General features: G+C 71.3%; 15 protein-coding genes. 7 read left to right on the plus strand and 8 right to left on the minus strand.

Annotated elements, in window-relative coordinates; all coding sequences use genetic code 11:
• On the plus strand, nucleotides 1-699 hold the full coding sequence (locus ACFQUZ_RS03015; protein WP_377437317.1) for a DUF998 domain-containing protein: 699 nt from the start codon (nucleotides 1-3) through the stop codon (nucleotides 697-699).
• A gap of 6 nt (nucleotides 700-705) precedes the next feature.
• Here the strand turns inward: ACFQUZ_RS03015 and dusB are convergent, their stop codons facing one another.
• From dusB to ACFQUZ_RS03050, 7 genes are all read right to left on the minus strand, one after another.
• On the minus strand, nucleotides 706-1,824 hold the full coding sequence (dusB, locus tag ACFQUZ_RS03020) for a tRNA dihydrouridine synthase DusB (protein ID WP_377437498.1): 1,119 nt from the start codon (nucleotides 1,822-1,824) through the stop codon (nucleotides 706-708).
• 220 nt (nucleotides 1,825-2,044) lie between these two features.
• The gene (locus ACFQUZ_RS03025) at nucleotides 2,045-2,881 is read right to left on the minus strand and encodes a hypothetical protein (RefSeq protein ID WP_377437318.1); all 837 of its coding nucleotides are present in this window, start codon (nucleotides 2,879-2,881) and stop codon (nucleotides 2,045-2,047) included.
• A complete protein-coding gene (locus ACFQUZ_RS03030) occupies nucleotides 2,874-3,779 on the minus strand; it encodes a hypothetical protein (protein WP_377437320.1) in 906 nt (301 codons plus the stop codon). The genes ACFQUZ_RS03025 and ACFQUZ_RS03030 overlap by 8 nt, the downstream gene beginning before the upstream one ends.
• Nucleotides 3,780-3,814: 35 nt before the next feature.
• On the minus strand, nucleotides 3,815-4,735 hold the full coding sequence (locus ACFQUZ_RS03035) for a hypothetical protein (RefSeq protein WP_377437322.1): 921 nt from the start codon (nucleotides 4,733-4,735) through the stop codon (nucleotides 3,815-3,817).
• Nucleotides 4,736-4,872: 137 nt separating this feature from the next.
• Nucleotides 4,873-6,252 carry a glycine--tRNA ligase gene (locus ACFQUZ_RS03040; protein ID WP_377437323.1) on the minus strand — a complete coding sequence of 460 codons (1,380 nt, stop codon included), beginning with the start codon at nucleotides 6,250-6,252 and terminating at the stop codon, nucleotides 4,873-4,875.
• Nucleotides 6,253-6,355: 103 nt separating this feature from the next.
• Nucleotides 6,356-6,832, minus strand: coding sequence for a hypothetical protein (locus ACFQUZ_RS03045; RefSeq protein WP_377437325.1), 477 nt, complete (start codon nucleotides 6,830-6,832; stop codon nucleotides 6,356-6,358).
• A 187-nt stretch (nucleotides 6,833-7,019) separates the two neighbouring features.
• Nucleotides 7,020-7,361, minus strand: a complete 342-nt coding sequence (locus tag ACFQUZ_RS03050; RefSeq protein ID WP_377437327.1) for an antibiotic biosynthesis monooxygenase — start codon at nucleotides 7,359-7,361, stop codon at nucleotides 7,020-7,022.
• A 31-nt stretch (nucleotides 7,362-7,392) separates the two neighbouring features.
• Between ACFQUZ_RS03050 and ACFQUZ_RS03055 the strand changes: the two genes are divergently transcribed.
• The 6 genes from ACFQUZ_RS03055 to ACFQUZ_RS03080 all read left to right on the plus strand — a co-directional run bounded on the left by ACFQUZ_RS03055 (nucleotide 7,393) and on the right by ACFQUZ_RS03080 (nucleotide 11,679).
• Nucleotides 7,393-7,653: a DUF6703 family protein gene (locus tag ACFQUZ_RS03055; RefSeq protein ID WP_377437328.1), complete on the plus strand. Its 261-nt coding sequence runs from the start codon at nucleotides 7,393-7,395 to the stop codon at nucleotides 7,651-7,653.
• Between the two features lie 194 nt (nucleotides 7,654-7,847).
• Nucleotides 7,848-8,894: a metal ABC transporter solute-binding protein, Zn/Mn family gene (locus ACFQUZ_RS03060; protein ID WP_377437330.1), complete on the plus strand. Its 1,047-nt coding sequence runs from the start codon at nucleotides 7,848-7,850 to the stop codon at nucleotides 8,892-8,894.
• Complete coding sequence (locus tag ACFQUZ_RS03065) at nucleotides 8,891-9,661, plus strand: metal ABC transporter ATP-binding protein (RefSeq protein ID WP_377437332.1); 771 nt, start codon at nucleotides 8,891-8,893, stop codon at nucleotides 9,659-9,661. Before ACFQUZ_RS03060 ends, ACFQUZ_RS03065 begins: the two co-directional genes overlap by 4 nt.
• Nucleotides 9,658-10,536, plus strand: coding sequence for a metal ABC transporter permease (locus ACFQUZ_RS03070; RefSeq protein WP_377437334.1), 879 nt, complete (start codon nucleotides 9,658-9,660; stop codon nucleotides 10,534-10,536). Before ACFQUZ_RS03065 ends, ACFQUZ_RS03070 begins: the two co-directional genes overlap by 4 nt.
• Before the next feature lie 30 nt (nucleotides 10,537-10,566).
• Nucleotides 10,567-10,878: an ArsR/SmtB family transcription factor gene (locus ACFQUZ_RS03075; RefSeq protein ID WP_377437336.1), complete on the plus strand. Its 312-nt coding sequence runs from the start codon at nucleotides 10,567-10,569 to the stop codon at nucleotides 10,876-10,878.
• A 195-nt stretch (nucleotides 10,879-11,073) separates the two neighbouring features.
• Nucleotides 11,074-11,679, plus strand: a complete 606-nt coding sequence (locus tag ACFQUZ_RS03080; RefSeq protein ID WP_377437337.1) for a hypothetical protein — start codon at nucleotides 11,074-11,076, stop codon at nucleotides 11,677-11,679.
• Between the two features lie 75 nt (nucleotides 11,680-11,754).
• Here ACFQUZ_RS03080 and ACFQUZ_RS03085 read toward each other — a convergent pair whose 3' ends face one another.
• On the minus strand, nucleotides 11,755-13,779 hold the full coding sequence (locus ACFQUZ_RS03085; RefSeq protein ID WP_377437338.1) for an acyl-CoA dehydrogenase family protein: 2,025 nt from the start codon (nucleotides 13,777-13,779) through the stop codon (nucleotides 11,755-11,757).
• Nucleotides 13,780-13,789 lie beyond the last annotated feature (10 nt).

Below are 13,789 nucleotides of genomic sequence, written 5' to 3' on the forward strand. Positions count from 1 at the left end.
ATGCCAACCACCAGTCGCCTCTCGTACCCCCTGCTCGCCCTCTCCGCCCCGATCCTGCTCATCGGGGTCGATGTCGTCGATGCCGCGACCCGGCCCGGATATGAACCCGCCCGGCACTGGATCAGCCACCTGTCGCTGGGTGACCGGGGCTGGCTCGGCACCGCGAAACTTGCCGTCGTCGGGCTGCTCATCCTGCTGGTCGCGATGGGGCTGCGCACCGCCTCGCGGGCAACAAGTGACCCCGTGAGGCGGGGCTCCTTCCTCGCCCACCGGTGGGTCGCGGCGGCAGGTTCCGGCCTACTGCTCGCCGCCGTTTTCCCGATGGACCCCGGGCTCGGCTTCCCGCCCGGCGCCACGCCTGGGCAGAGCTGGCGTGGCACCCTGCACGACCTCGCCGCCGGCGTGCTGTTCGTCTCGCTCACGGTGGCCGGCTGGCGGCTCGGCCGCGACCTGCACAGGGCTCACCACGGGACCGGCTGGCGTACGGCCGGCCGGGTCGTCGCCGCCACCGTCATCCTGGCCTTCCTGGCCTGCACGGCACTGGTTTCCCTGGACTACGCCGGGACGTGGCCGGGAGCGCCGAGCGGACTCCTGGAACGAATCGCCGCCTACACCGGTCTGGCCTGGGTGGGTGTGGCCGCCTCCCGGGCCCTGCGTACCCGACGGGAGCCATCTGCCGGCCAACCGCATACGCCGTGACGCGAGCTATCCGCCGGAGTCGGCCAGCTCGGCGCCGGCCGGCACCTCGTCGCTGTCCCGGTCCGCCAGCCACCCGTCGGGCAGGAACACCTTGCCCGGCGAGTTGGTCCGCCCGCGCGGCTGGCCAAGCGCCGCGGCCGGGAACGGCTCGGCCGGGTCCAGCTTGCCCAGCAGGTCGTCCAGCTCGGTCAGGCTGGTCACCATCGCCAACCGGCGGCGTAGCTCGCTGCCGACCGGGAAACCCTTGAGATACCACGCGACATGCTTACGGAAGTCGACGCAGCCGTCCCGCTCCGAATCGACGGGCCGGCTGGTGCCGTGCCGCCGCGCCGCCTCCGCCTCACTCGGGGAGAACGCGGCCACCAGCAACTCCGCGTGCCGCCGCATGGTGCTGGCCACTTCACCCAGATCCGGCAGCCGGCGCTCCGCCCGGCCGGCGAATGCCGCCGCCAGGTCCGCAAACAGCCACGGCCGGCCCAGACAGCCGCGCCCGACGACCACGCCGTCGGCCCCGGTGTACGCGATCATGCGGAGCGCGTCGTCGGCCTCCCAGATGTCGCCGTTACCGAGCACCGGCACGTCGAGCGCCTGCTTCAGGGTGCCGATGGCATCCCAGTCGGCGGTGCCGGAGTAGCGCTGGGCCGCCGTACGACCGTGCAGGGCGACCATCGCCACGCCGGCGTCCTGGGCGGCGAGCCCCGCCTCGACGTACGTCAGATGGTCGTCATCGATGCCCTTGCGCATTTTCACCGTGACCGGAACTCCGGCCGGCGCCGCGGCCTCGACCGCGGCCCGGACGATCCGGGCGAACAGCCGGCGGCGCCACGGCAACGCGGAACCGCCGCCCTTGCGGGTCACCTTCGGCACCGGGCACCCGAAGTTGAGATCCACGTGGTCGGCGAGTCCCTCGTCGACCACCATCCGCACCGCCGCGGCGGTAACCTCGGGATCCACGCCGTACAACTGGAGGCTGCGCGGACGCTCGTCCGCCCCGAAGGCGATCATGCGAAGGGTCTTGGGATTCCGCTCCACAAGCGCTCGCGTCGTGATCATCTCGCAGACGTAGAGACCACCGCCCTGCTCCCGGCACAACTGCCGGAAAGCGACATTCGTGATCCCGGCCATCGGCGCGAGCACCACCGGCGGCGACACCACATACCGCCCGAGCTTCAGCGGGCGTTCGACGGGAGCAGCGGAAACGGTCACCGTACGAGTGTAGAAGTGGTAAGCGTGCCGTCATCTGGAGGAGTTACGCGGAGACCGTCCCCGGCCCACTGCCCGGCCCGGAGTCGGTCTCCGACGCGCCCGGCGGCCGCCGACCGGAGCGGCCGGCGACCGACGGACGTCAGCTCACCGCGGGGACCACGACCAGAGCGGAGACGTCAACCACCACGGCCGTGGCACTGGACACGTTGATGGCGATGGCCGGATGCCCGCGGTGCGGGCCGATCTGGACCTCCACCAGGTTCGACAGGATCTGGTTCGCACCCCACCAGTTCAGCGAGGACGCCAACGGCTTCGGGGTGCCCGGCCGGTGGGCGGTCAGGAAGCCACCCGCCACCGTCCCGGTCACCGTCATGTTGGCGAACACGCTCTCCGCTACCGCCGCGCCCAACTGGTTGACCACGCCCTGGAGGGAGACGTAGATCGTTCTTCCGGCGCTCACCTGGCCCCTGCCGTTGACGAACTCCCCACCTTCGATGAGGTTGGAGCCATAGCGGCCCAGGTCACGGGTGTCCATGACCCGCTGGGGCAGGAACGGGATGGTGATGTTGGTCCAGCGGGTGGAGCCGGCCAGCGCCGGCCGCCCGGACGGCTTGCCGATGACGACGTCACCCTCGGTGGTGACGGCGATGTCCCCGGACCGCACCTGCTGCGGGATCTCCGCGGCCGGCTTGGGAGCGAGCACCAGCGGAGGCTCGTCACCGGAGTGCTCGACCCACAGGGCCGGTTGGGCGGCAGAGCGCATGCTCAACGTCGTACCGGCCGTGCCAGCGTCGTTCTCCCGACCGACCAGGACGGGATCGCCGGGCGCGGCACTGGCGGGCGTCGCCGCGGTGCTCGCCGCCACCGCACCCGCCCCGATCGCCGCACCGGCGCCCAGGATCCGACGGCGGCTCGTACTGGAGTGCGTCCGTTCCGTCTCCAACAGGGTCTGCTCCTCGATCTCGCGCTCAGCCATTCCGCCGCACCCTCAGCTTCCCGTCCCGCTTCTCAGGCGCTCCGCGTCGCGCCCCGGTCCGGCCCTTCCTGCCAGCTCCCGCGGCGGTCGCTCCGGCCGCGGTGATGTCGAACGGCGAGCTGACCAGGAACCCCGTCACGTCGAAGATCACAGCCGCCGGGCTGGATACGCTGATCGCGATGATGTCCTGGTAGATCACCCCGTTCTTGTCGTACCAGCCGAGTGGCGAGATGACCGCGTTCGACAGGATCTGCCCGCCCGTCCACCAGTTGATCGTTGAAGCCTCCGGGTAGGGGCCGACCCACACCTTGCCGAACCCGCCGGTCACCGTGCTCGCCACGGTGATGTTGGCCAGCACGCCGTACCCGTACTCGACCAGGTGCCTCAGGCTGACCACCATGAAGGAGTCGGCGACCGCCCGGCCGTACCGGTCGATGTCGCCGGCTCCCTCGACGAGGTGCGCCCGGCCAGCGGAGGTCCGGGTGTCCAGCACCCGGGTTGGCGCGATCGGCACCGGCATCGACGCGCTCGCCGTGGTCAGCAACGAGTGTCTACGGGCGTTGCCCTGCGCGTCGGTGCCCACGACGGAGAGGCCGTCAACCGTCGGGTGGAGCGCACCCGGCACCGCCGAGACGACACTCCCGCGGCTCAGCCGCAGGGTGGCGCCGTCGGGGTTGGCGACGGACAGGGTGGCCCCGTCACCTGCCGCGGCCCGCAGGGTCGTTGTGGACGTCCCGTCGTTGAGCTGGGCCAGCTTGACCGGGTCACCGTCGGCGGCCGCCGCGGGGGCGGCGGTCACAGCGGTGACGGTGGTGGTGGCGGCCAGGGCCGCGCCGCCGGCAACCGCGGCGGTGCGCAGCATCGCCCGCCGCGAGGCGCCCTCCTCGGACGTCGACATACCCGGGTCCTCCGTGGTGTTGTCCGCGGTCATGGTCAGCCCTCCAGCTCTGGAGCGGCCACGTCACCGCGACCGTTCGGCACCGTAGGCAGGTTGAGTCGCTGGGCCGCGCCGCCGACCCGCACCTGACCCGGATGGGCCACCACCAGTCCCGTCAGATCGAGAACGACCTGCGTCGGAGCGGCGGCGTTGATGGCGACGACGCTGCCGTAGCCCGCCAGGGCACCAAGCGGCGTGAAGACGAAGTTGGACAGAATCTGGCCGGCGGCCGACCAGTTCAACGTGGACGCGGTCGGCCGGGAACCGGATCCCCACACGGTGAGGAAGCCCGAACTCACCGTGCCGGTCACGGTCACGTTCGCCTTCATGGCGTAGCCGTCCTCGACGTAGCTGTCGAGGCTCACCACGATCGTGCCGCCCGCCTTGATCCGGCCGTTGGAGTCCAGATTCTCCCTACCGGAGACGATGTTCGACCGCAGGGCCGCGTCCCGGGTGTCCAGCACCCTGGTCGGCGGGACGGCGACCGACGTGGTAGCCCAGTCGCTGGTCCACACCCAGCCGTTTGTCTCCTCGCCGACCACTCCGGCCTTGACGAAGAGGTCGCCGTCCGTGTCCACGGCGATAGTGCCTACCGGCCTGTCGAACACCCCGGGATAGAGGTTGGGGCTCGGCACCAGGCGGAGCGGGACCCCGGCGGAGTTCTCCAGCACCAGGGTGGGGCCGGTAGCGGACGAGTTGGACATGAGCCTGGTGGCGACTGTACCGGCGTCGTTGTCCCGACCGGCCAGCATGTCGTCACCCGGCGCGGCCTGCGCGGTGCCGGGCATCGCGACCGCGGCGGCGCCGGCACCGGCGGTGGCCGCGGCTGCCGTCGCGGCCCGTCGCAGAAGCCGGCGACGTGCCGGATCGTGGTCGGCCGCGCGCCGCTGAGCATGCTGATGCGATTCCCGTGACATAGGCGATCCCCCGTGACGTTGGATGGTCACGGAATGCTGGCACGTCAGGAGAGTCGCCGCCTCCCCCGTTCGGGCGATCCACACGCGAACGGCCCCACCAACCCGTTCCGCGGGCGACGGGGCCGTCGACGATCCACTCAGCAGCCGGGGAGGCGCTCGACGAGGTAGGTCTCGACACGATCCAGGGAGACCCGTTCCTGGGCCATGGTGTCCCGATCCCGCACCGTCACCGCGTTGTCGTCAAGGGTGTCGAAGTCGACGGTGACGCAGAACGGCGTACCGATCTCGTCCTGGCGACGGTAGCGGCGGCCGATCGCCTGCGAGTCGTCGAACTCGACGTTCCACCGCTTGCGCAGCGCGGCGCTCAGATCCCGCGCCTTCGGCGACAGCGCCTCGTTGCGGGACAGCGGCAGCACCGCCACCTTCACGGGGGACAGTCGCGGGTCGAAGCGCATGACGGTGCGCTCCTCCATCTTGCCCTTGGCATTCGGCGCCTCGTCCACGTCGTACGCCTCGAGCAGGAAGGCGAGCACCGCCCGGGTCAGGCCGGCCGCCGGCTCGATCACGTACGGGATCCAGCGCTCGCTCTTGGTCTGGTCGAAGTAGGACAGGTCGACGCCGGAGTGCTTCGAGTGGGTGGACAGGTCGAAGTCGGTGCGGTTGGCAACGCCCTCCAGCTCGGAGAACTCGGTGCCGCCGAACCTGAACCTGTACTCGATGTCCACGGTGCGCTTCGCGTAGTGCGAGAGCTTCTCCTTGGGGTGCTCGTACCGCCGTAGGTTCTCCTCGCGCAGGCCGAGGTCGACGTACCAGTTCCAACGCTCGGCGAGCCAGTACTCATGCCACTCCTCGTCCGTGCCCGGCTGGACGAAGAACTCCATCTCCATCTGCTCGAACTCGCGGGTGCGGAAGATGAAGTTGCCCGGGGTGATCTCGTTGCGGAAGGACTTGCCGATCTGCGCGATGCCGAACGGCGGCTTCTTGCGCGCCGACGTGGCCACGTTGTTGTAGTTGACGAAAATGCCCTGGGCGGTCTCGGGCCGCAGATAGTGCAGGCCCTCCTCGCTCTCCACCGGGCCCAGGTAGGTCTTCATCAGGCCGTTGAACATCCGCGGCTCGGTGAACGAGCCCTTGGCGCCGCAGTTCGGACAGTTGATTTCCGACAGGGCGGCCGGCGGTCGGCCGTGCTTGGCCTCGAAGTTCTCCTCCAGGTGGTCAGCCCGGAACCGCTTGTGGCAGGCCTGACACTCGGTCAACGGATCGACGAACTCCTGGATGTGACCGGACGCCTCCCAGACCTGGCGGGCCAGGATGATCGCCGAGTCGAGACCCACCACGTCGTCGCGCTGCTGGACCATGGCGCGCCACCACTGGCGGCGGACGTTCTCCTTGAGTTCCACGCCGAGCGGGCCGTAGTCCCACGCCGAGCGGGTACCCCCGTAGATCTCGCTGGAGGGGTAGACGAAGCCCCGGCGCTTGGCCAGGCTGACGAGGGCGTCGATACGGTCGGCTGGCATGGGTTCCTCCTACGCCGACTGGCGGTCGGCGGGGATCGGTACGGACAAGATGGGTAACGTCGCAACCCACCGTACGGATTACGGGTAGCCCCGACCCAGCAGATTAACTGACGCCGCAGACCTCGAACTGGCCGGTGCCACGGTCCTGGGCCAGCGTGATCCGCTGGGCCTGCTGGTTCCCGCCGGAATAGGTGACGGTGACCGGCACGCTGATGTCCGTGCTGACCGTGGCCTCCCCGACGTCGTACGAGGCGATGTCCGGCTCGGCCGAGAGCCGGTCGGTGAACTCGCTGGGTGACTCCCGCTGCTGGTCTGAGTCGCAGAGCAGGCGGTAGGCGTCGTCGTATTCCTTGTCCTTGACGGCCCGCAGATAGTCCCCGACCACGACCTGGGCCTGTTCGTTGACCGCCTGGGTGCCGGAGACCACCAGCCCGACGAGGGCCGCGCCACCGCCGCCGCAGCACAGCACCGCGACGAGGGCGCCGGCGCCCAGCCCGAGCCACAGCCGCAGGCTGCGGCCTTCCGTGGGCGGCGCGGCGAACGGCGGCGTGGCCCCGGGGCCGGACGGCGGAGGCGGCACGCCGGGCCCGTGACCCGGCGGCCCGGACGGCGGAGGCGCTCCGGGTTGCGACGACGGGCCGGAGCCGTGGCCGGACGGCGACGAAGACCCGCCGGGTCCGGCTGGCGCCGGCGCGTCACGCCCGGTCGGGATCGCCGGCCCCACCGGTCCGGAAACGGTCATGAGGGCAAGAGTAGTGCCCGGAGGATCAGCGGAAGGGATCAGTCGCGCGATCGCTTGTCCCGACAACGACCGGACCGTCCGGTTCGGCGGTGGCAAGCGGCTCGTACGCGGATGGCTCGTCGAGCGATTCGGCGAGCAGCGGGGTGGCGTGGATCTTGACGTCGAAGGCGCCGAGGGCCCGGCGGTAGGTGCCCACCGACTCCCACTCCGTCACGAGGCACCAGTGCCGTGGGTCGTCCAGCGCCCGGAGCAGTTGCCCCCGGCGGTAGCCGGGCCGCGCGGCGAGCGCCGCCAGGGCGGCGTGCGCCCGCTCGGTGAACGACTCCGCGCCGTCCTCGTCGACCACGAACCGGTTCGTGACGAGCACCCGTACCTCCCGCTGAACGTAAGATCTCCCGATGCAGCGTACGCAGCCTCCGATGCTGGCCCGGCTCGCCCGGTTGAACCCGACCTCCGTGTTCCTCGCCACCCTGCTGCTCATCCTGATCGGCCTGTTCGCCCCCGGCGCCATCGGCGGCGTGGTGCTACTGGCGTTGGCCGGCGGCCTGGCGGCCCTGCTGGTCACCACCTGGCCGGTGCAGCGACCGGCCACCCGGGTCCTCCGCCTGGTGGTGCTGACCCTGCTCCTCACGGCAGCCCTCCTCAAGATCACAACCTGATCGCCCCCCTCCCCTCCCCTCCCCTCCCCTCCGCGCGTTGATCAAGAGGTTCGCGTCAGATTTCCGCGAGGACGTGACGCGAACCTCTTGATCAACGCGGCGGAGCGAGAGGTGGGGCGAGGGGTGGGGGCTGCGGGAGACATGCACCCATGCGTTTTTGACAATCATTCTCATCATCACGGAGAGTGGAACGCATGCGCCTCCGCTTCGCTCGTACCCTCGCCGCCGCCACCACCGCCATGCTCGGCCTCGGCGGCGTCGCCGCCTGCGGCTCCGGCTCCGCGTCAGCGGACGGCCGGCTGGCCGTGGTCGCCGCCTTCTACCCGTTGCAGTTCGTCGCGGAGCGGGTCGGCGGCGACGCCGTCCGGGTCACCAACCTGGTACGACCCGGTGCCGAGCCGCATGACCTCGAACTCACCCCCGACCAGGTCGGCAAGGTCAGCGAGGCGAAGCTGGTCGTCCACCTGTCCGGCTTCCAGCCCGCGCTCGACGAGGCGATCGCGCAGAACGCCGAGGACCGCGCCTTCGACGTGGCGACCGTGCAGCCGTTGCGGGCCGCCACCGGCGGACACGACCACGAACACGAGGGCGAGGCCGGACACCAGGGCGAGGCCGGACACCAGGGCGAGGCCGGACACCAGGGCGAGGCCGGACACGAGGGCGAGGCCGGACACGAGGGCGAGGCCGGACACGAGGGCGAGAACGCGGCGCGGGAGGGCGACGCCAAGGACCCGCACGTGTGGCTCGACCCCACCCGGCTCGCGACCATCGCGGACAAGCTCGCCGAGCGGCTCGGCACGGCGGATCCGGAGCACGCCAGCACGTACCAGGAGCGCGCCGGAGCGCTGCGGACCGAACTCGCGGCCCTGGACGGCGAGTACCAGACCGGGCTGCGCTCCTGCCAGCGACGCGAACTGGTGACCAGCCACGAGGCGTTCGGCTACCTCACCGACCGCTACAAGCTGGAGCAGATCGGCATCAGCGGGTTGACGCCCGAGAGCGAGCCGTCGCCGCAGCGGCTCACCGAGGTCGCCACCGAGGCCCGGGAGCATGGTGCCACCACCATCTTCTTCGAGACGCTGGTCAGCCCGAAGGTCGCCGAGACCATCGCGCGGGAGGTGGGCGCCGAGACCGCGGTACTCGACCCCATCGAGGGCCTGCGGCCGGACGCCTCCGGGGACTACCTTTCGGTGATGCGCAGCAATCTGACCACCCTGCGGACCGCGCTGGGCTGCTCGTGACCCAGGCCGTCATCGCCGTCGAGCACGGCACGATCGGGTACCCCGATCGTGCCGTGCTCCGCGACGTCTCCGTAGCCGTGGCGCCGGGCGAGGTGGTCGCCCTCCTCGGCGCCAACGGCACCGGAAAGTCCACGTTGATCCGTGCCGTCCTCGGCCTGGTGCCCCTGCTCGGCGGCTCGATCGAGTTGTTCGGCGTGCCGCTGCGACGGTTCCGGCAATGGGCCCGGATCGGGTACGTCCCGCAGCGGCTCGGCGCCGGCAGCGGCGTGCCGGCCACCGTCGCCGAGGTGGTCGCCGCCGGACGGCTGGCCCGGCGCGGCGTGCTCCGACCGCCAGGTGCGGCCGACCGGAGCGCGGTGACCGACGCCCTGCGGGCGGTGGGGCTGGCCGATCGCGCCGGCGACCCGGTCGGCACCCTCTCCGGGGGGCAGCAGCAGCGGGTGCTGATCGCCCGCGCGCTGGCCGGCCGGCCGGAACTGCTCGTCCTCGACGAACCCACCGCCGGCGTCGACGCGGCCAGCCAGGAGGCGTTCGCCGTGGCGCTGCGCGAGTTCGTCGGCGGTGGGGGCACGGTGCTGCTGGTGGCTCACGAGTTGGGGCCACTGCGCCCGCTTATCGACCGGGCCGTGGTGCTGCACAACGGAGGCATCGCCCACGACGGGCCGGTGCCCGAGCCGATCGGCCACCATGCTGACGACAACCACGACCATGTGCACCCGCACTGCGCGGACGAACCGGTCGGACCGGTGGGGATGTGGTCCGCGTGAACCTCTTCGCGTACGAATTCATGATCCGCGCCCTGGTAGGAGCGTTGATCATCGGACTGGCCGCTCCGGCGCTCGGCATCTACCTGGTGCAGCGTCGGTTGGCCCTGATCGGCGACGGCATCGGTCACGTCGCGCTCACCGGCGTCGGTGCCGGGCTGCTGCTGAACCAGTCGCCGGTGCTGGTGGCGGTGATCGTGGCGATCCTCGGCGCGGTCGCAGTCGAGCTGATCCGGGAGCGTGGCCGCACATCCGGAGACACGGCGCTGGCGATGCTGTTCTATGGCGGCATCGCCGGTGGCGTGGTGCTGGTCGGGCTCTCCGGCCGGACCACCAACCTCAGCGCCTATCTCTTCGGATCGCTTACCACCACCTCGAACACCGATGTGATCACCATCGGGGTGATCGGCGTCCTGGTGCTCGCCGCCATGCTCACCCTGCGGCCCGCGCTGTTCGCGATCTGCCACGACGAGGAGTACGCCCGGGTCTCCGGCCTGCCGGTCCGGGCGCTCAACCTGCTGCTCGCGGTGACCACAGCGGTAACCGTCACCATCGCGATGCGGGCCGTCGGCGTACTCCTGATCAGCGCGCTGATGGTCGTTCCGGTCGCCGCCGCGCAGCAGCTCACCAGAGGTTTTCTCGCCACCCTGGCGGGTGCGATGACGATCGGTGTGCTGTCGGCCGGGACCGGCGTCTGGCTCGCCGGCACCATCGACACCGCCCCCGGAGCGACGATCGTGGTGCTGGCGATCGCGGTGTTCCTCACCCTCGGCGTCGTCGCCGCACTGCGCCGCGGCGCCCGCCGGCGCGGCTCGGCCACCGCACCGGCCACCCCGGCCGTCCCGGTCGAACCGCCCGAGGTGGCGCTCGGTCGCTAGTCGGCAGCGAATCTGGTTATCGTTTAGAACATGTCGGGCAGGGCGGCGTACGAGGCGTACGAGGGGGCGGGAGACCTCCTCCGTGCCCTGGCGGCACCGATCCGGGTGGCGATCGTGACCGAACTCGCGGCCGGCGAGCGTTGCGTACACGAGTTGGTCGACAAACTTGGCGCCCCGCAGCCGCTGGTGTCCCAACATCTGCGGGTGTTGCGCGGCGCCGGGGTGGTCCACGGGTCCCGGCGCGGTCGGGAAATCGCCTACGCACTCGTCGACGAGCACATCGCGCACATCGTCGCCGACGCCATCAGCCACGCCGGCGAATCCCCCACCCCACCCCGCTGACCCACCCCCACGCGCGCCCCACCCCTTCGCGCTCCCCCCTCGCTCCCCATCCCGTCGCGCTCCCCACCCCGCTGATCATGAGTTGCCGTGGACCGGTACGGCGCGTCCGCGGGCGATAACCTCATGATCGACTGGGTGGGGTGGTAACTGGGCGGCGGACAGCCGGGAGCGGTCCGCCGTGACACGCTGTCGGGCGTGAAGATTTACGCCGACCGTTTCCCCATCGCCGTCCGCCAGCTCCTCACCGACCTGCTCGTCGTGGCCTGGGTGTACGCAAGCATCCGGTTCGCGATGTGGCTCCACGACCTGATCGAGAAGCTCGCCGTACCCGGCCAGAAGCTGGAGGGCGCGGGCGGCGGGCTGGCCGACAACCTCGCCGAGGCGGGTGGCAAGGTGGGCCGGGTGCCGATCGTCGGCGACGAGCTGACCGCGCCGTTCCGGCAGGCCGCCGAAGCCGCTCAGGCGGTCGCGGAGGCCGGCCGCGACCAGCAGGAACTCGTCGGCCAGTTGGCTTTCGCGCTCACCGTCGCGGTGCTGGTCTTCCCGCTGGGGCTGGTGCTGCTCGGTTGGCTGCCGCTGCGGGTGCGATGGGTCCGGCGGGCCAGTGCGGCTGCGGCCCTACGCTCCGCGCCGGCCGGCCGGGACCTGCTGGCCCTGCGGGCACTGGCCAACCAACCCCTGCGGCGGCTCAACCGCGTTGATCCGGACGTCGTCGAGGCGTGGCGCCGGGGCGACGAGGCCATCGTGGACGCGCTCGCCACCCTGGAACTGCGCGGCCTTGGACTGCGTCCGCACCGTTAGACCCTGCTCCGTCGCTGCTCGATGCCGGCGACCATGTCCGGCGGTCCGGCGGTCCGGCAGCCCGGCGCAGGGCCCTCACGTGATGCGACGGCGGACGTCCTCGACGGTGGACGGACCGGGCTGCCAGCCGGCCACCCACGGCTGGTCGGCCGCGGGAGTCAGCACGCCCTCCTCGAGGAACGCGTACCGGCCGGCCATCAGCCGCTTCGCGGCGGTGTTGTCGACCGGGTCGGTGTTGTCCCACAGCGCCGTGAAGAGCGCGTCCGCGCGCAGCCGGGCCTGCCGGGCGAACAGGTCGGCCAGTTCGAGGCCCTCGGGCCGGGTGTCCCGCTCGGCGTGGGCGCGCACACACACCGCCGATACGGCGAACAACTCGGCGCCGATGTCCACGATCCGCCCGAGGAACGCCTGCTTGCGCTCCATCTTGCCCTGCCAACGGGACATCGCGTAGAACGTGGATCGGGCCAGCTTGCGGGACGACCGCTCGACGTACCGCAGGTGCGCGGCGAGCGGCCCGAACTCGGCGTACGCCGACGGCGACTGTCCCCGGCCGAGCGCCAACGTGGGCAGCCATCGGGCGTAGAAGGCGCCGGCCCGCGCGCCCGCCTTCGCCTTGCGGCGCAGGTCGGCCTCGGGGTCGATGATGTCGCCCGCGACGGACAGGTGTGCGTCGACCGCCTCCCGGGCGATCAGCAGGTGCATGATCTCGGTCGAGCCCTCGAAGATGCGGTTGATACGCAGGTCCCGCAGGATCTGCTCGACCTCGACCGGCCGCTCACCGCGGGCCGCCAGCGACTCGGCGGTCTCGTACCCCCGGCCGCCCCGGATCTGGATCAGCTCGTCGACGATCTTCCAGGCCATCTCGCTGGCGTACAACTTGACCAGCGCGGCCTCGATCCGGATGTCGTTGCGGTCGTCGTCGGCGAGCAGGCAGCAGAGTTGCAACATGGTTTCCATGCCGTACGTGGTGCCGGCCATGAACGCGAGCTTGGTGGCGACCGCCTCGTGCTGGCCCACCGCACGTCCCCACTGCACCCGCTCGGCGGCCCACTCCCGGGCCACGTTCAGTGACCACTTGCTGGCGCCGACACACATGGCCGGCAGCGACAACCGGCCGGTGTTGAGCGTCGTCAGCGCGATCTTGAGGCCCTTGCCCTCGCCACCGATCACGTTCTCCCTGGGCACGATCACGTCGTGGAACCGGGTGAGGCTGTTCTCCAGCCCACGCAGCCCCAGGAACGCGTTGCGCCGCTCCACAGTGATCCCCGGCGAGTCGCCCTCGACCACGAAGGCCGTGATGCCGCCCCGCCGGCCCTCGCCGGCCGGCACCCGCGCCATCACCACCAGCAGCGTCGCCACCGTGCCGTTGGTGGCCCAGAGCTTGACGCCGTTGAGCCGGTAGCCGGTGCCGTCCTCGGTCGGCTCGGCCACGGTGGCGAGCCGCGCCGGATCGGAGCCCACGTCCGGCTCGGTGAGCAGGAACGCCGACACCTCCCCGGCGGCCAACCGGGGCAGGTAGCGCTGCTTCTGCTCGTCGGTGCCGAAGACCTTCAGCGGCTGCGGTACGCCGATCGACTGATGCGCCGACAGCAGCGCGGAGATCGCCGGGCTCACCGAGCCGACAAGCATCAACGCCCGGCAGTAGTCGAGATTGGACAGACCGAGGCCGCCGTACCTCTCGTCGATCTTCATGCCGAAGGCGCCCAGCCGGGCGAGGCCGCGGAAGACCTCGTCCGGGATGCGGGCGTCCCGTTCGATCTGCGCCCCGTCCACCTCGCTGCGCAGGTAGGCGTCGAGCTTGGTGAAGAACTGCTCGGCTGCCGCTGACCGGGTTGACGCCTCCGCCGGCCACGGATCGATCAGGTCGAGCCGGAACCGGCCGAGGAAGAGTTCCTTGCCGAAGCTGGGCTTGCCCCACTCGGACTCGCGGGCCGCCTCGGCGACCTGCCGGGCCTCCCGCTCGGTGACGGGGCCGGCCTCGGCGGTCAACGGTCCGGCCGTGCTGGAGTCGGCCACCGCGGGTCGCGCCGTGCCAGCCGCTACCGGACCCGCACCGCTCGGCTCGCCGGCCTCTGGTCCTCGGTCCCGCGTCGTCGTCATGGTCGCCCCC

Source organism: Plantactinospora sp. GCM10030261 (genome assembly GCF_042666615.1).
Classification (GTDB): Bacteria; Actinomycetota; Actinomycetes; order Mycobacteriales; family Micromonosporaceae; genus KBS50.